Annotated in this window: 11 protein-coding genes and 3 pseudogenes; 4 read left to right on the forward strand and 10 right to left on the reverse strand. The window is 73.4% G+C overall.

Annotation, left to right across the window (positions count from 1 at the left end):
* Nucleotides 1-209: 209 nt before the first annotated feature.
* Nucleotides 210-1,616 (reverse strand): DHA2 family efflux MFS transporter permease subunit, encoded by a 1,407-nt coding sequence (locus AB0N14_RS34845; RefSeq protein WP_366029712.1) that lies wholly within the window; start codon nt 1,614-1,616, stop codon nt 210-212.
* A gap of 141 nt (nt 1,617-1,757) precedes the next feature.
* On the opposite strand from AB0N14_RS34845, the gene AB0N14_RS34850 reads away from it, so the two are divergent.
* Nucleotides 1,758-2,189: a MarR family transcriptional regulator gene (locus AB0N14_RS34850; RefSeq protein WP_366029700.1), complete on the forward strand. Its 432-nt coding sequence runs from the start codon at nt 1,758-1,760 to the stop codon at nt 2,187-2,189.
* Between the two features lie 45 nt (nt 2,190-2,234).
* On the opposite strand, the pseudogene AB0N14_RS34855 reads toward AB0N14_RS34850, so the two are convergent.
* A pseudogene (locus AB0N14_RS34855) lies at nt 2,235-2,424 on the reverse strand (multicopper oxidase domain-containing protein); the annotation flags it as partial.
* Between AB0N14_RS34855 and AB0N14_RS34860 the strand changes: the two are divergent.
* Nucleotides 2,425-2,762: pseudogene (locus AB0N14_RS34860) on the forward strand (DUF1080 domain-containing protein); the annotation flags it as partial.
* A 101-nt stretch (nt 2,763-2,863) separates the two neighbouring features.
* On the opposite strand, the gene AB0N14_RS34865 reads toward AB0N14_RS34860, so the two are convergent.
* The 3 genes from AB0N14_RS34865 to AB0N14_RS34875 form a co-directional block, all read right to left on the reverse strand.
* Nucleotides 2,864-4,438 (reverse strand): PP2C family protein-serine/threonine phosphatase, encoded by a 1,575-nt coding sequence (locus AB0N14_RS34865; protein ID WP_366029713.1) that lies wholly within the window; start codon nt 4,436-4,438, stop codon nt 2,864-2,866.
* Between the two features lies 1 nt (nt 4,439).
* A complete protein-coding gene (locus AB0N14_RS34870) occupies nt 4,440-5,006 on the reverse strand; it encodes a methanogen output domain 1-containing protein (protein ID WP_366029701.1) in 567 nt (188 codons plus the stop codon).
* A gap of 194 nt (nt 5,007-5,200) precedes the next feature.
* The gene (locus AB0N14_RS34875; RefSeq protein ID WP_366029702.1) at nt 5,201-6,652 is read right to left on the reverse strand and encodes a WGR domain-containing protein; all 1,452 of its coding nucleotides are present in this window, start codon (nt 6,650-6,652) and stop codon (nt 5,201-5,203) included.
* A gap of 456 nt (nt 6,653-7,108) precedes the next feature.
* Between AB0N14_RS34875 and AB0N14_RS34880 the strand changes: the two genes are divergently transcribed.
* Nucleotides 7,109-7,921 carry a LuxR C-terminal-related transcriptional regulator gene (locus AB0N14_RS34880; RefSeq protein WP_366029703.1) on the forward strand — a complete coding sequence of 271 codons (813 nt, stop codon included), beginning with the start codon at nt 7,109-7,111 and terminating at the stop codon, nt 7,919-7,921.
* Between the two features lie 227 nt (nt 7,922-8,148).
* On the opposite strand, the gene AB0N14_RS34885 is transcribed toward AB0N14_RS34880, so the two are convergent.
* The 5 genes from AB0N14_RS34885 to AB0N14_RS34905 form a co-directional block, all read right to left on the reverse strand.
* Nucleotides 8,149-12,462: a cation-translocating P-type ATPase gene (locus AB0N14_RS34885; protein ID WP_366029704.1), complete on the reverse strand. Its 4,314-nt coding sequence runs from the start codon at nt 12,460-12,462 to the stop codon at nt 8,149-8,151.
* Between the two features lie 9 nt (nt 12,463-12,471).
* On the reverse strand, nt 12,472-12,933 hold the full coding sequence (locus tag AB0N14_RS34890) for a hypothetical protein (protein WP_366029705.1): 462 nt from the start codon (nt 12,931-12,933) through the stop codon (nt 12,472-12,474).
* 114 nt (nt 12,934-13,047) lie between these two features.
* Complete coding sequence (locus AB0N14_RS34895; RefSeq protein WP_366029706.1) at nt 13,048-13,911, reverse strand: LysR family transcriptional regulator; 864 nt, start codon at nt 13,909-13,911, stop codon at nt 13,048-13,050.
* A gap of 224 nt (nt 13,912-14,135) precedes the next feature.
* The gene (locus AB0N14_RS34900) at nt 14,136-15,092 is read right to left on the reverse strand and encodes a sensor histidine kinase (RefSeq protein ID WP_366029707.1); all 957 of its coding nucleotides are present in this window, start codon (nt 15,090-15,092) and stop codon (nt 14,136-14,138) included.
* Complete coding sequence (locus AB0N14_RS34905; protein WP_366029709.1) at nt 15,089-15,448, reverse strand: STAS domain-containing protein; 360 nt, start codon at nt 15,446-15,448, stop codon at nt 15,089-15,091. The genes AB0N14_RS34900 and AB0N14_RS34905 overlap by 4 nt, the downstream gene beginning before the upstream one ends.
* A 557-nt stretch (nt 15,449-16,005) precedes the next feature.
* Between AB0N14_RS34905 and AB0N14_RS34910 the strand changes: the two are divergent.
* Nucleotides 16,006-16,307: pseudogene (locus tag AB0N14_RS34910) on the forward strand (lipase); the annotation flags it as partial.

A 16,307-nucleotide genomic window follows, 5' to 3' on the forward strand; every position in this document is an offset into this window, starting at 1 on the left:
ACGGCGGGCAGCCCGAGCGGGCAGAGGCGGGATGTCCTAGTGCCGCAACAGGCAACGTTCGCCCCGTCGCGACGCCCGGCACTCCCCCAAGCTCTCGGCTTCGCTCGAGCAGGGGGGACCCCCACCCCCAAGCTCTTCGAGCAGGGGGTACCCCCAGAGCACGCACCGGACACCGCTCCTTGACGGGCAAACGTTGCCTGCCGCGGCACTTAGCGGGCGTTCTCCCTCTGGCGCCGGAAGGGCGTGGACCGGTTCGCGACGGTGGTGCCGCGTGCCGCGTCGCGGGCCGGGCCGTCGGGGACGGTGAAGGCGAACACGGCGGTCGCGGCCGCGATCGCGGCCAGGGCCAGGTAGGCGTGCTGGTAGGCGGTGACGGGCGGGTCCGCCGCGGCCGCCGAGGGGGTGCTCATGACGAGGGCCATGGTCACCACCGCCGGTGCGAGGGCGCCTCCGGTCTGGCGTACGACGGTGTTCAGCGTGGACGCCTGGGCCAGGTCCGGTCGCGCGACGGTCGCCAGTGAGGCCACCGTGGTCGGCATGAAGACGCCGCCCATGGCGAGGCCGAGCAGGAACATGTAGCCGCGGAAGGTCCACAGGCCGGTGTGCTCGTCGCAGGTGGCGAAGAGCAGCAGGACCGCGCTGACACCGGCCAGGCCGCAGCCGACGATGACCCGGGGGCCGATCCTCGCGTAGAGGGCCCCGGCGACCTGAACGGTCAGCAGGACGCCGAAGGCCTCGGGGAAGGTGCTGGTGCCGGACTCCAGGGCGGTGCGGCCCTGCCCCTGTTGGAGGAAGAGCGGGCCCAGGTACATGGCGCCCAGGATCGGCACCAGACCCACCAGATTGATGAGGTTGGTGTCCCTGAAGAGCCGGTCCGCGAAGAGGCGGAGCTTCAACAGGGGCTCGGCGGTACGCAGTTCGAAGGCGATGGTGGCGGCGAGCAGGACCGCGCCGAGCACCAGGGCGGTGACCACGCCGGCGGAGGACCAGCCGCGGTTGGGGCCTTCGCTGATGCCGAACATCACGGCGCCCAGGGCCGCCGCGCTCAGCAGCAGTCCGCGCAGGTCGAAGCGGCCGGGCCGGGGGCCGCAGTGCCCGGACAGGAACAGCACCCCGAACAGCACGGCCGGCAGGCCCACCGGCAGGTTGACGTAGAAGACCCAGCGCCAGGACAGGTGGTCCACCAGTAGGCCGCCGAGTATGGGGGCGGCGGCCGGGGCGATCTGCTGGGGGATGATCATGTATCGGGAGATCCGCACCTGCTCCGAGGAGTTGAAGGTGGAGAAGAGCAAGGAGGCCGAGGCGGGGAAGAGGACTCCGGCGGACAGTCCCTGGAGCGCGCGGAAGGCGACGAGCTGGCCGAGGCCGGCGGCCGCGCCGCACAGCAGTGAGGAGCCGAGGAAGCCGGTCAGCGCGGTGAGCAGGACGCGTTTGGCGCCGCATCGTCCGACCAGCCAGGCCGAGGCGGGGATGGCCATGGCCAGGCAGACCGGATAGGCCACGACCACTCCGTCCAGGGCGGCGGTGGTCAGCCGGAACTGGCGGGCGATCGACGGCAGCGCCACCGTGGTGATGGCTCCGTCGACGATCGCGATGAACGTCACGCAGACGCACATGACGGGGACGACCAGGCGCTGGCTGGGACGGAGGGAGGGGCGGGGCAGGACGGGGAGACGGCGGAGCGGGAGCACGTACTGAGCATACTCAGTATGAGGGTGCTCATAGAATGGATTATCGCGACGGAGCGGGGAAACGACATGGCAGTGCAGGGCAGCAGCGACATCCTGGTCGACGAGCTCTACGAGACGACGCAGCAACTGCGCCGCTTCGTGGAGTCCCGGCTGCGGGCGGGCGGCGCCTCGGTCGCCCGGCTCCGCGCACTGCGGATGCTCGCACGGGCGGAACAGCCTCTGCGGATGCGGGACCTGAGCGAGATGACGGGGGTCGCGGCACGGACCACGACCAGCATCGTCGACAGCCTGGAGCGCGACGGGCTGGTGGAGCGCGTGCGCCATCCGGAGGACCGCCGGGCCTTCCTGCTCCGCCTCACCGACAAGGGCCGGCGGTGTCACCGCGAAGCGGAGGAGGTGGACCGCCTGGCGCTGGCCGAAGCCACAGCCGCCCTGAGCGCGGAGGACCGCGCCGAGCTGCGCGCCCTGCTCGCACGGATTCGCGAGGCCACGGCCTGACACCGGTTCGGCAGCCCCTGCCGCGCGGTGACACGGACCTCGGCGTCAGTGCGCGGGATCGTGGTCGTGCGGCTCGTATCCGGGGATCGTTCCGTCCGCCTTCTTCACCAGGAACAGCCCCACCATCCCCATGTCGGAGTGGCTCTGCACATGGCAGGTACATCCACGCGCCCGCTCCGACGCCCTTCCCCGCGACGACCTGGAAGCCGAAGGAGTCGGCCGGGCCGACGATCTTGGGCACGAGGTGCAGGTGCTCGACTCGCCCACCGGCGACATGTACAAGACGGGCTCGATCTACGGCTTCGACCGGGTGGGCTCGCCGGGGCCGGCGTCACGCAGAAGGGCACCTGGAACGACTACGACATCCGCGTGGTCGGCCAGCACTACTCGGTCCACCGCAACGGTGTGCTGATCAACGAGTTCGACAACACCGGGGGTCAGGCCTTCTCCCCGCCGCGCTCGGACGATCCGGGCACGGACGGGCGGCGGTTCGCCTCCGGCTACAACGGACTGCAGGTGCACAGCACGACGGATGTGATCTCCTCCCGGGACATCCGCGTCAAGGAGTTGTAGGCGGCTCCCCGCACACCCGGTTCGGCTGTACCCGCCCGGAGCCCGCGGCATCACCGGATGCACGGGCGGGTACGGCAGGCGTGCGCCCGGCCGCAGGCGCTTCAGCCGGCGGACGACGACGGGAACTGCACGGCGAGCAGGGCCCTGTCGTCGGGCATCTCCGTGTCGGGCTGCTGGTGGAGCAGCAGGGAACAGATGCCCTCGGCGTCGAGGCCCGCGGTCGAGCGCGCTGTCTGAAGGAGCTGTGCCAGGCCGACATCCAGGCTCTGGCCGCGCCGCTCGATCAGACCGTCGGTGTAGAACACGAGGGTGGTGCCTGTCGGGACGGTGGCCTCCGCCTGCGGGTAGTCGGTGAACGGGACAGGGCCGAGCGGTGGGGCGAGCGCGCCCTCGAGGTACCGGCTTGAGCCGTCGGCGTGGATCAGCAGGGGCGGAGGGTGGCCGGCCCGGGAGTAACGCAGGGTGCGGGTGCGGCGGTCGTAGGCGGCGTAGCAGGCCGTGGCCATCAGCCCGTGGTGGTAGGTGCCCAGGAAGTCGTTGAGCTCCGCCAGGACCGCGGGCGGACGGGTACCGCTGCGCCGGGCGATGCTGCGCAACACGGTGGTGGTCTGGGCCATGGCGGTGGCCTCGGCGATGCCGTGGCCGGCGATGTCGCCGATGGTGAGGCCCACGGTTTCGCCGTCGAGGATGTGGACGTCGTACCAGTCGCCGCCGACGTCGACGAGCTGGGTGCCGGGGGCGTATCCGCCGGCGATGTCCAGGCCCTCGACGGGTGGCAGGTTGGGCAGCAGGCTGCGCTGGAGGCGTTCGGCGAGCCGGTGTTCGTGCTCGAAGAGACCCGCCCTGCGCACCGCCTGGGCGATCTGCTGGCCGATGGCGACGGTGTGCTCGGCGTCCTGCTCGGCGCCCGGGGCGTAGTGGATGACCAGGGTGCCGAGGGTGACACCCTCGGTCTGAAGCGGCAGACGCTGCTCGGCGTCGTATGCCGGCGCGGAGACCGGTGCCGTGTGCAGCCGGTCGAGATCCACCCAGAGGGCCGTGGTCACGGGCAGTGTGTCGGCCGGGCCGAGGGACGGCACGATCCGCCGCGGGTGCAGCTCGAGCGTCACGTCCGCGGCGTCGAGTGCCTGGGGTGCGCACTTGTACACGGCGTCGCAGACGTCCGTGAGGGTGGCGGCGGCCGCCAAGGCCGCCGTGAGCCGGTACAGGCGCTGCATCCGCGCCCGGGCCCGTTGCTCGGTGCGCAGCAGTTGGTCCCGCTGCTGGGCGATCGCGTGCCGGTAGGCCATCTGCTGGTTCAGCAGGCTGACGCGCTGACTGAGCGCCACGAAGCGGTCGCTGACGTCGAGCCGGGACAGGTGCAGCTGGATGGCCGGCTCGGGGCCTTTCCACCAGGTGGCCCGGCCTCCGTGGCAACGCAGGCGCACCGGGACGCCGGCACTGTCGCGCACGGTCATGACGCCCGGCAGCGGGGACCCGCTGCGCGCCCACTGTGCCAACCGCCGGTACAGGTCGGCGGGGTCCAGGACCAGGTCCGCGAGTTCCGCTTCGGGACGGAGCGTGTCCACCGTACGGGTCGTGGCGGGATTGGCAGCCACCACGCGGCCCGAGGCGGTGCAGACCACGACGGCGTGGGGAAGAGCCCTGGCCATGGCCTGGAACATCGCCAGGTTCATCTCAGCCACCCGTTCCGCTCCCTGCGTCGACCGCCTCCTCCTCGACGGCCGCAGCGTCACCGAAGTACTCGCGGCCCGGTTCATCGCCCAGGTCGAGTTCCGGTTCGAGGTGCACCACGACGCGGCAGCCGGTGGCGCCGCGGGCGATGGTCTCCTCCAGTTCGACGCGTGAGTATCCGAGGTTCTGCGCGGCGATGGTGCCGAAGACGTTGGACGTCATCATGCATATCGACTCCCGCCCGAGCACCTTCTCCGCGAACGGGCAGCTGCGGCTGCCCAGGACGATCCGGTGCTCGTCCTGGGAGATGAGATAGAAGTCGCCCTCGATGCGCTGTTTGAGATCGACCAGCACGTCGGCGACCTGTTCGCGGGTCAGCTGCGGCAGGCCCATGGCCTCGGTGTAGGCCTCGTTGATCTGCAGTCCCACCGACTGGCCGACCAGGCTGATGTAGCCGGAGGCCTCCTCGAGTCCGACCACGGACTCCAGGGACGTCGCCAGCTCACGGACCAGTCCACGCATGAACACGTCCCGGTCCAGTTCCACGTGCGCGTCCTTGGCCAGGTTCACGACGGCCCCTCCCTGTCGCGGAGTACCGTGCGCACGGCCGGCGCGGATGTCGACTGACAGGTCCATCTGTCATCACACGGTCTGTTCGTGAGCATAGCGCCCCGATCACCGACGCATGAACCCCCGATTCCGGGCCCTGCCGTGTACCGGCGTTGACGTCGGCAGTACGGCGCGGCGGCCCGCGCCCGGACCGGTCACAGCAGCCGCCGGATGTCGCCGCGGACCCGGTAGAAACCACCGGCCGCCGCGTGCAGGGCGTCCACGACGTAGCGGGCCCCGGGCTCCCGTATCGCGCGCGGGAACTGCACGTTCCACGAAGAGTCGTAGCCCTGGGACACCACATGCACGCGGAGGCGGCCGCTCTCCTGGACGCATTCGACGACGACCGCCCCGGCAGGCGCGTGGGCGACGGTGGCCACCGCGCCGGCGGCCGTGGCCGGAGCGTAGGTCGGCAGCGCGGCGGCGAGCTTGACGTCCCGCGGCACCGGCACCGTCCCCTGCTGCGCCGCGGAGACGGCCGCCTCGCTCGCGTCCACGCACACCAGCGAGCCGTCCGTGGTCACCACATACAGCCGCTCGTCGCGGTACTGCATCGACAGCGCCGAGCCGCCGCCCGTGCCGAGCTTCCACAGGCGCGTGCCGTCGCGGTCGAAGCAGTACACGGACGAGGCGGCGTCACCGGCGAAGACGAACCGCCCGCCGGGCGATGTGGCGCACGAGTACACCGCGCTGTCGCATGCGTAGGTGGCCTCAATCGCGCCGGTCGCCTTCGACAGCCGTTGGACCACGCGGTGCGCGGTTCCCGCGTAGACGGTGTCGTCCTCCTGCCAGCCGAACAGGACGCCGCCCCGGGTGGGCGTGTGCCACAGCTCGCGGCCCCCGTCGGGCGCGTAGGCGGTGACACCCCGGTGGTGGCCGTGGTAGACGGCCCGGTCGTCCGCGCGGACCATCCAGGCGTGCTCGCCCTGGCTGCGGCGGGCCCACTGGTGTTCGTCCTCGTGATCGATGACGGTCAGGCGGCCGTCACGGTCCGAGACGTCCAGGACGCCCTCGTGGATGTCCAGCCAGAAGATGTCGACGTCCGGCGCGATCTCGTACGCCGCGAACGGCAGTTTGGAGGACAGGTCGTACACCCTGCCGTCGTCGCAGCCCGCGTAGATCCAGAAGTCGTCGGCCACCAGGCACTTCACGCCGTCCGGCAGGCTGAAGCGGGCGAGTACGCCACCGTCGTGGTCCAGGGTGTAGACGTCGCCCGCCTGGTTGCCGACCCAGCAGTGCTCGTCGTCGACATGGATACCGAACGCCGAGGAGCCGGTACGGAACCGCCACAGCACGGGCGCCACGGCGCGGGCGGTTGACGGAGCCGAGGCGACCTGACGCCGCGTCACCGTTCGCGGAGCGCGCTGCCCGGGAACGGCCGGGGCGTACCCCTTGCGGACCTTCTCCCCCACCTTCTTCGCAGCGGCGGCCCGTGCCTTCTCCGCCGTCGGGAAGGTCGTCGTCTGGGTCTGGCCCGCTGCACCGATCCGCCCGTACCGCACCGTCACCACCTGGCCGGCGACGGCCACTTCGTAGAACTTGTGCGCACCGCCGCCTTCCTGCGACAGCTCCAGATACGTCGTCGACACCGCGGACCCGGCAGACATGACAGACAGACCCCTCCCCAAGAGCGGACCAGCGGCCTTTCCGCCGGGTCCCACTGCTCACACCGTAGGAGGGGCCACTGACAATCGCCCCGCACCGCGGCTTGCGGACCGGGTGCCGGTGCTGCGGCTCGGGTCACGGGCCGAGCGCCGCGGAGACTTGGCCAGGCGGTGGGCCGGGAGGGCCAGGAGTGGGCAGGATCGCGGCGGCCGTGCGGGCCGGCGTTCCCCTATGCCGCCGGCCCGCACGGACTCTGGTGGGCCACTCGCCATCGACCCCATGAGGCGGATCAGGCACCCCCCGGTCGCCTGATCCACTCTGCCGCACCGCCCAGCGCCCGTGGGCCGGAGTGCGTCCGGGAACGTCGATGTCGCTTCGGTTGGAGTGTGGATCAGCGAGGGGCGCACCGGTATGGGTAGAACTGCGTACGACGAACGGCCGGATGAGCGGAGCGACACATGGAACAGGGGCTGGACGCGGCCTACGAACGCATGCTCTCGGTGGCCACGGCGGCGCTCCACCAACGCGAACCCGCACGGCTGTGGCCCCTGATGGCCGCCACGCTGCCGGATGTGTGCGGCGGTGAGGTCCTGATCTACAAGCTGGACGACTGGAGCGAGAGCGCGGGCACGGTCGGCACGGCGCCCGAGGCGGCGTCGGCGTTGGACGTACTCGACGACGAGGCCCTGGGGCTTCTGCGCGCCGGGTTCCCGTTCGCGGGGCATTACGCGAACGATCGCAGCCGCGCGCCGGTCACAGCCGGCCGGGTGCTCGGTGCCGCCTGGTCCGCGAGCGCGACCGCCCGTCTGGTCGGCGATGCGCTGGACATGGACCACGTGCTGGCGATCCCGCTGCCCGAGGCGACCACTCCCATCACCGGGTGTCTCGTCTACCGCGCGGGAACGGACTTCACCGACGACCAGCTCCGTTTCGCCCGGCGGGTGCAGCCCTTGCTGGCGGCCGTCGACCAGCAGCGGCAACTCCTGGAAAGCTGGCAGCGACTCGTCGCTCCGGGCGCTCCGCAGGACGTGGCCGCGGACTGTGATCTCACTCCCCGGGAGACGGCCGTCCTGCTGCTGCTCACCGAAGCGCTGACCGCCGCCGCCATCGGCCGCCGCCTCGGCATATCCGACCGGACGGTGCACAAGCACATCCAGAACGTCTACCGCAAACTGGGCACCCGGGACCGCATCAGCACCGTGCTCCGCGCCCAGCAACTCGGCCTCGTCCCCGCACCGAACCGGCCCCACCGTCAGCGCGACGGGGCGTAGGGCAGCGAGCGCGGGCCCCGGAGGGGCCGGAGGCGGCCTGCTGGTTGTCCGGCTCGCCGGGGGGCGGAGGGGCCGAGTGCTGCGGCACCCCGTCCGGCTGCCAGGCCGGATGCCGTCGCAGGCCATGACGGTCGGAACGCCGGCGCAGCGCGCCGTGGCCGGGCGCAGCCACCGGCGCCCGGCCTTCCCGACGCCCCCGCACACCTCGCCCCGCGGGCCGTCGGCCGTCACCCCCGTCCCGTCGGCAGCAGTCGGGCGATGGCCGGTTCCAGTCGGGGCAACGCCTGTTGGCCCATCAGCGCGAGAGCGATCGCCGCGGCGACGCCCGCCCAGGCGAACGGTCCGAGCGGAGTACAGCCGAACAGACGGCTGACGCCCGGCGTTTGGATGAGGCCGATGAGTGCGACGGCCGAGCCGAGGGCCGTGACCCGGACCAGCGGGCTGTCGCGGCGGTCGGCCAGGGTCTGGGCGAGCTGGGTGCCGACCACCCCGCACAGGGCCATCGTGCCGGCACGGCGAGCGCTGCCCGGGGTGAAGCGGCCGATCAGCCAGGCCGCCACCGCACCCAGGCACGTGGTCAGCGCGCGATGGCGGATCTGCCGGACCAGGGGCGCCCCGAGGACCCGTGGCACCCCGTCCACGGACGCGGCGCCCTCCCCCTCCCCGTCCGGCTCCTGCCGCTGCGGGGTCACCGCCACCGCCATGGCCGGGAACAGGTCCGTGAACAGGTTCACCAGCAGCATCTGACGCGTACTCAGCGGTGCGGTCCCCGACAGCAGGGTGCCGATGACGCCGAAGCCGATCTCGCCCGCGTTCCCGCCGATCAGGATGGCGACGGCGTCGGCGACGCTGCGCCACAGCGCGCGGCCCTCGCGGACCGCCTCGACCAGGACGGTCAGATCGTCGTCGGTGAGCACCAGGTCGGCGGCGTTGCGGGCGGCGGCCGATCCCCGGGCGCTGATGCCCACGCCTACGTCGGCGGCGCGGATCGCCGCGGCGTCGTTGGCGCCGTCGCCCACCATTCCGACCACCCGGCCGGCGTCCCGCAGGGCCTCGACGACCTGGAGCTTCTGCTCCGGCACGACCCTGGCCACGACGCCCGCGTCGGCCAGCATCCGGACCCTCACCGACCGGTCCGCGGCGGCCAGTTCGTCCCCGGTGACCACGACGGTGTCCTCGGGCCAGCCCAGTTCGGTCGCGATCGCCCGGGCGGTCTGGGGATGGTCACCGGTCAGCATGACCGGCCGTACGCCGGCGTCCCGCAGACCGCGGACCAGGGCCGTGGACGTCTCGCGCGGCGCGTCGGAGAGCGCGAGCAGACCGGCGAACTCCAGCCGCTCCAGCGGTCGTTCGATGACGTCGGACTCCTTCTCGTCCTCGCCCAGGGTGCGCCTGGCCACCGCCAGGACACGCAGGCCCTCGCCGGCGAGCGTCTGGGCCGTGGCGGACGCGTGGTCCGGCATTCCGGAGCAGGCGGGCAGGACGGTCTCCGGGGCGCCCTTGACCACGAGCGTGCGCGGGCCGTTCGCGGCGCGGCCGACCGCCGCGGCGTACCCGCGGGCCGCCTCGAACGGCAGGCCCTCGGCCTGCTCCCACCGCGGGTCGGCACCGGCCGCGTCCAGGACGGCCGCGTCGGTGGCGTGCACCGGCCGCTCGGAGCCGCCGTTCAGGCGGGGGCAGGCACGCGCCGCGTCCCGTACGATGCCCGCGACCGCCGCCTCCTTCACCCCGTGGACCGTGCCGTCGGCGTCGGCGACACGGGTCAGGCGCAGCCGGTTCTGCGTGAGGGTTCCGGTCTTGTCGAAGCAAATCGTGTCCATGCGGCCCAGGGCCTCCAGCGTGCGCGGGGTGCGTACCAGGACGCCGCGGTGGCCGAGCCGCCGGGCGGCGGCGAGCTGCGCGACCGTGGCCACCAGGGGCAGCCCCTCGGGCACGGCGGCCACGGCGACGGCCACGCCACCACTGACCGCCTCCCGGATGGGCGTGCCGCGCAGCAGCGCCAGTCCGGTCACCGCCGCTCCGCCGCCCAGGGTGAGCGGGAGTGCCTTGCGGGTGAGTTCCTGCAGCCTGGCCTGCACCCCGGCGGAGGGCGGAGTGCGCGCGGCGAGCGTCACGGCGCGGGCCGCCTCGGTGGTCTCGCCGGTCTGCACCACGACGGCCCGCGCGTGTCCGGCCACCACGGTGGTGCCCTCGAAGACCATGCAGCTGCGGTCGGCGACAGGGGCGCCCGGGGTCGGATCGACCTGCTTCACGACCGGCAGGGACTCCCCGGTCAGCGCCGACTCGTCGACCTCGAGGCCGTCCTCCCGGAGGAGGCGGGCGTCGGCGGGTACGACGTCGTCCGCCTTGAGCTCGATCACGTCGCCGGGCCTGAGCCGGGCGGCGTCCACCGTCCGCGCGGGCTCCGCCGCGTCCTTGTGCGCGGGTGCCACGCGCGCCTTCTGCTTCTGCTCGGCGAGCAGGCCGGACAGCGCCCGTTCGGCGCGCAGCCGCTGGATGCCGCCGACCAGCGCGTTGAGGTCGAGCGCACCGACGACGAGCGCCGCGTCGACGACGGAGCCGAGGATCGCGGAGGCGGCGGAGCCGACCGCCAGGACCGGCGTGAGCGGATCGTCGAGTTCGCCGCGCACCGCCCGGGCCAGCTGGAACGTCCAGCGCGCCGGGGCCAGGGCGGGCAACCGTCCGACGGTGCGCGTCGCCTTGCGCAGCCGGGTCGTGACCAGGTCGACCGGGTCCGGTTCGCGGGCCCGTTCGGTTGCCAGCCGGGCCTGGGCCTCCTGGGGTGGCAGCTCGTGCCAGGGCACGCGCGGGCGGGGGTGCGGGGCGCGGGCCGCCGCGACGCCCAGCGCCGCCCGCGCCCCGGACACCAGGGCCGCCGCCGCGCTCACGTCGACCGGAACGTGCCGCAGGCCGGGCAGCAGACCGCGCCGCCCCCGGCCGCCCTTGGACTCGCCGACGGCCACCAGCAGACCGGAGAGCGCGGCACCGGAGCGGGCCAGGGTCTGCGCGCGGCGGCCGACGGCGCGGGCCGCGGGGACCGCGACCAGCAGCCGCCACACGTCGGCCAGGCCGTGTACGGCCAGGACGTCCGCTCCCCATACGACGGCGGCGTCCCGGTCCGTGAGGGCGACGGCGACGTCGCCGGCGAGCAGCCCGGCCAGGACGGTGTGTTGGTCGGCCGAGCCCAGCCGGGCGACCGTGACGACGCCGCCGGAGTCGCCGCGCAGCCCGTGCACCACGTCGTCCAGGGGACGCCGCGCGTCCACGACCTGGTCGGCCAGGCCGGTGAACTCCTCCAGTGCGGGGTCGTCCACGACCACGACGCGCAGCCCGGCGCGGCGCGCCGCGTCCAGTACCGCCTCGGCCCAGGGGTCCGCCTCACCGCTCTCGGTGCGCAGCGCGCTCGGGTGCAGCACGATCGTGCCGGCCGTCTCGAGTTGCCGCAGCCGCTGCGGGTCGCGCACCAGCACACCCTCCCGTGACAGCGCGCCGCTCAGGACGGCCTGGAAGGCGGCGGGTCCGTAGCGCGCGGCCTTCGGCGATCCCGCCAGCACCGCCTCGGCGGCCTCGTCGACACTGCGCTTGACCAGCAGCGTCACTGCGGCTCCGACCAGGCTGCCGGTGGAGGCGCGGGAGGCGTACTCCTGGGCCGGGGCCGTGCGCAGCGGCGGGCGCGGCACCTCGCCCGCGGGCACGCTGACCCGCTCCGGCGTGCACACCTCGTCGTGGACCGCGTCGAAGGCGGCGGCACGTGCCACCGTCTCCGCCAACTGACACGACCGCAGCGCTCCGTCGAGCACCAGGGACGTGGGTGTCTGGCCGGCGCCGTGTGCGGCCGCGTTCGCCCAGGCCAGCGCCAGGTCCATGCCGGTGCGGCCGAGCCGGGCGCGCAGCAGGTCGCGGAAGCGCGGGTTCTCCCGCAGCAGTGTCACGGCCGCGGTCACCAGGCGCGGCGACGGCGGCAGGCGCAGCGCCGACCCGATCACCGCGGCCGCGGTGCCTACCACGTCGGCCGCCAGCGCGGCCGCGGCGGCCCGTACCCCTGCGGGCTCGGCCGGATGCGGGAACTCGTCCGGCAGGTCGTCCGCCCGGACCAGCCCGTGGCGTTCCGCGAGGCCGGTCGCGTCCTCCACCACACGGTCGGTGACCGCCTCCTCGGTCGCGGCCACCACCAGGCGGGCCAACCCACCGTCCCAGTACGCGAAGGCCACGTCCGGGTGATCCGCCAGCGCCGCGGCCACCCGGCGCGCCCTCGTCGCGATTCCGTCCGCCCGCCGCTCCTCCCCTGGAACCGCCTGCCGCAGCGGGAGATGCGCCCGCGTGCCGGACCGCCACGGGCGGGGGTGGCCCGGTAGCGCGTGCCGGGCGACGCGGGCGACGCGGACCGCGGCGTCCGCGCCCCGCACCCCCGCCCGCGCCGTCTGGGCCACGGCTCCCGCGGCCGCGCCCACCACGGTCGGGGCCGACCGTTCGAACAGGTGGACCGCCGACGGCACGATACGTCCGGCGGCGGAAGGCCTCGTCAGCAGCGCAAGGACCATGACGCGCCCTCAGCCGGCGGCACGGGCGCGGCGCGTGCCGGAGCCGGCGCGTCCGGAGGACGCCGAAGGCTTCTTCGAGGGCGCGGGCTCGGGTGCCGTGGACGTGGGCTTCTTCGCCCGGGACGCCCTTGGCCGGGTTGCGGTGGAGGTCGTCCCCTCGCTCTCGGACGCCTGGGCCGGGGCCTGCCCGGATGCCTGCGGCCGGGGCTGCGTGAGCCAGGCCACCGCCGCACCGGTGAGGGCGACGGGCCACTCGACCACGCCCACGGCGCCGAGCACTCCGGCCCCGGCATAGACCGCGAGCCGCCGCCCCCGCGGTGACACGGCGCCGACCTTCTCCAGCGCTCCCTCGGCCGCCCTGCCCACCATCCCGGCGCCGGGAAGCCGGCCCAGGACCGAGGCCGCGTCGCGCACCGGCCGGGGAACGGCCCTCAGCGGCGTCGGCAGGGACGACGACTTCTGCTCTGCCATGACTCACCTCATCCGTGGTGACATCGCCTTCTTGCGGGGCCCGGGTTCCCGCGTCGACGCCGACCATCCCCAGGTCTTGGTCATGTGTGATGTGCGCAGCAGCGCGGCGACGGGTCAGGTGATGTGCCGCAGCAACGCGGCGACGGCGGGAGGCGTCTGTCCCGGCTGGTGGACGACTCTCACCGTCCACGCCGGTGCCTGTCCGGCGAACGGGCGTACTGGCAGATCGGGGAATCGGGAGGCGAGCGACGGGGGCATGATGCACACGCCCAAGCCGTGCCGGACCAGGTCGGTCGCCGCCAGCACGTCGTTCACCTCGAAGGTGGTGGAGCGTTCGAGCGAAGCCGACCGGAAGGCCTTGTCGACCTCGTGCCGGATCGCCCAGCCCGGGGGGAAGTCCACGAGCGCGAGGCGGGCTGCTTCGGCCAGGGTCACCGGCCGCCGGTCCGACGGGGCACCGGTCGCCGGACCTGTCACCAGGACCATGTCCTCCTGGGCCAGCAACCGGGCTGTGAGTCCCCGCAACTGCGGCGTGTCGAGGGCGACGACGGCCAGGTCCACGCTGCCGTCGCGCACCGTCTGCGCGATGTCGCCGACGGGTGCCTGGCGCAGCCTGAACGTCACCGCGGGGTACTCGCGGTGGAAGTCGGCCAGTGCCCGGGCGAGGCCGGTGAACAGGCCCTGCATCACACCGACGGTGATCTCGCCGCGCAGTGCGTCCTTGAAGGGGTCGACGGCCGTACGGGCCTGTTGGGCGGCCTGCAGGGTGGCGCGGGCGGCCGGCATGAAGGCCTCCCCGGCGGGGGTCAGCGACACCCGGTGGGTGGTGCGGTGGAACAGCGGTGTGCCCAGCTCGCGCTCCAGGGACTGCACCGTGGTGGACACCGCGGACTGCACCACGTGCAACCGCCGTGCCGCCGCGCTGAACCCGCCTTCTTCGGCGACCGCGACAACGACCTCCATCTGCCGAAGATCCATGGCCGCCTCCTCCCGTAGCAACGCGTTCGGTCACCCCGTTCGGTCATCCCTGGGGGCTCGCCGAACGGGGTGACCGTCGTATCAGGCACCGCGCCCCCGCGGGTCACCATCACCCCGAACACCGTATCGGCCGCCGAGCGGCTGCCGCCTGGGCCGCAGCCGGGATGCCGGTACGGCTTCTCCGCGCGCCGGAGCGGCGTGGACGCAGGGTCAGGTCCGGATGCTCAGTGAGCCTCGTGGGCGTACTTCTCGGTGGCGAGATAGATGCGGGTGGTCGTGCCGGCCGGGCCGGTGTGCAGACGGACCAGGTCGGCGAGGATGTTCACCAGCAGCAGGCCCCGGCCGCCGGGCCGGGCACTGGGCGGAGGGATACGTCCGGCGAGCGGATCGGTGTGCACCCCGGCGTCGTTGACCTCGCACACCAGCTGCCGGGCCTCCGCCCACAGGCGCAGGGTGCCGCGGCCACCGCCGTGCACCACGCTGTTCGTGGTCAGCTCGGACACTGCCAGCTCCAGGTCCGCCGTCCGGTCCTTCGGCAGGCCCAGCAGTGCCGCCCGCTCGGTGGCGAAGCGGCGGGCGGCGGGCAGTGCGGCGGCGTCGAAGGGGAACTCGGCGGCGCGGAACGGTGCGGGAGGCAGGGGCTGGTTGTACCGGCTGACGACCTGATCGGGCGCGTAGGCGCCGCTGGCGCGCTCCTGGCCGCGCTCGATGACCGTCGGGTGGGTGGCGTGCGCGTCGGAGAGCACCGCGGAATCCAGCCGGGAGGTGTCGTAGGGGCACAGGATGCTCACAGCCCGACCCCGGAAGGCCGCGTTGATCAGGGCCTCGTGCTGCACACACGCGGGGTACTCGGTCGCGGTGCGTCCGGCCCAGATGGGCTCCCCGATGATCCGTACCCGGCCCGTGGGGTGGGCGTCCGCGAAGCCGCGCAGCACCCGGGGGATGATCCGCCCCGGATTGCGCCCGGCCTCGGTCATGTCCAGGAACTGCACGGCCTCGGCCTGTTCGCCGAGAGCGTCCCGCAGCAGACGCAGATTGCCGCCCGGTACGGCCACTGCCACCGGCTCCCCGGCGGCCAGCCCTTCCCGCACGAACGACACGGTGCCGGCCACGTACTCGTCGCGGCCGGAGTAGAACAGGGCGGGGTGCCAGAACCGGTCGTCCACCGTCGTGCCCATCATGACTGCGCCACCTCGATCACCGACAGCTCGGGCCAGAACAACTCCAGCGTTCGCCTCAGACTCGCCGGGGGCTGCCACAGCACGATGCGTCGCCCCTTCCCCAGGGCTTGGGCCGCCGCCGCGAGCGAGGCTGCGCCGCGGACGTCGATGAAGGTGACCGCGGACAGCTCCAGATGGCACACCGGCTCGTCCCCGTCCACGAGTTCCTCCAGCAGGCGCTCCCACACCGGCTGCGTGGCCAGGCTGATTTCACCCACCGCCCGCATCCCGGCCCGGTCCCGTAGTGGGCCGCCCTTCAACGCTGCCGTCGGCAAGGGCTGGGGGGCCGCCTGCCGCGTGCCTTGTGGTGTGTCCATCTCTCCACCTCTGCGGCTGCTCCGGAACCCAGCCAGTATGGCCTACGGCCGAGCGAGGCCAGGCGGCGGCATCCCACGGGCGGGCACACGACACGGGCCGGAGCCGTCACGGCGGTGCTTGTCGGTGCCCGGCCTCCGGGCCGGGCACGTCGTCCGCCGGGACACCGAGAGCGGCAATCACCGCTGCGTCGTGGCCGATGGCGGGCGCCGGTCAGCCGAGTGCCTGGTGGGCGACCGTGTCGGCCGCCCCGGCCGACAGGACTTCGGTCACGGACCGCACACCGAGCACTCCCCCGTGGTGTGAGCGAGGTGGGGACGGACGGACAGACCCTTCGAGTTCCCCGGGCGCGGCATACAAACGCCGCCGCTCGAGTGACGGCTGCTCGGGTGTCGTCCGTGGCGGGGAGACCGCGCCCCGCCGCGGGCTCCAGCGGCGGTACGAGGCCCGTGCCGTGCGACCGAGCTCCACGAGCACAGATGTGGCCGCCTCTCAACAGGGACGAGCGTCGCCCGACGGCACCGCAGCGGGCCCCTGTGCACGGTGGTAAGCGGAATGCATGAGACCCTCGCGTATCGCCGCCCGTCTGTGCTCACTTCTCACCGCCGTCTGCACCCTCACCGTAACTCCCACGGCACACGCCGCGCCTCGGGGGTTCGCCACCGGGTACGTCGCCCTCGGCGACTCCTATTCCGCCGGTGTCGGTGCCGGCAGCTATCTCACCTCCAGCACCGACTGTCTGCGCAGCAGCCACTCCTTCCCCGCGTTGTGGGCCGCGGCCCCCAACGCGTCCCGCTTCGACTTCACCGCCTGCAACGGCGCCCGCGCCCGCGACGTGCTGAGGCGCCAGCGCGGGTCGCG

Source organism: Streptomyces sp. NPDC051104 (assembly GCF_040682835.1).
GTDB lineage: Bacteria > Actinomycetota > Actinomycetes > Streptomycetales > Streptomycetaceae > Streptomyces > Streptomyces cynarae.

Bases quoted from the DNA above. Each gene is read 5' to 3' on its own strand.
- AB0N14_RS34845 (WP_366029712.1), bottom strand. From the start codon at position 1,616: ATGTGCGTCTGCGTGACGTTCATCGCGATCGTCGACGGAGCCATCACC.
- AB0N14_RS34850 (WP_366029700.1), top strand. From the start codon at position 1,758: ATGGCAGTGCAGGGCAGCAGCGACATCCTGGTCGACGAGCTCTACGAG.
- AB0N14_RS34865 (WP_366029713.1), bottom strand. From the start codon at position 4,438: ATGAACCTGGCGATGTTCCAGGCCATGGCCAGGGCTCTTCCCCACGCC.
- AB0N14_RS34875 (WP_366029702.1), bottom strand. From the start codon at position 6,652: ATGTCTGCCGGGTCCGCGGTGTCGACGACGTATCTGGAGCTGTCGCAG.
- AB0N14_RS34880 (WP_366029703.1), top strand. From the start codon at position 7,109: ATGGAACAGGGGCTGGACGCGGCCTACGAACGCATGCTCTCGGTGGCC.
- AB0N14_RS34885 (WP_366029704.1), bottom strand. From the start codon at position 12,462: ATGGTCCTTGCGCTGCTGACGAGGCCTTCCGCCGCCGGACGTATCGTG.
- AB0N14_RS34890 (WP_366029705.1), bottom strand. From the start codon at position 12,933: ATGGCAGAGCAGAAGTCGTCGTCCCTGCCGACGCCGCTGAGGGCCGTT.
- AB0N14_RS34895 (WP_366029706.1), bottom strand. From the start codon at position 13,911: ATGGATCTTCGGCAGATGGAGGTCGTTGTCGCGGTCGCCGAAGAAGGC.
- AB0N14_RS34900 (WP_366029707.1), bottom strand. From the start codon at position 15,092: ATGATGGGCACGACGGTGGACGACCGGTTCTGGCACCCCGCCCTGTTC.
- AB0N14_RS34905 (WP_366029709.1), bottom strand. From the start codon at position 15,448: ATGGACACACCACAAGGCACGCGGCAGGCGGCCCCCCAGCCCTTGCCG.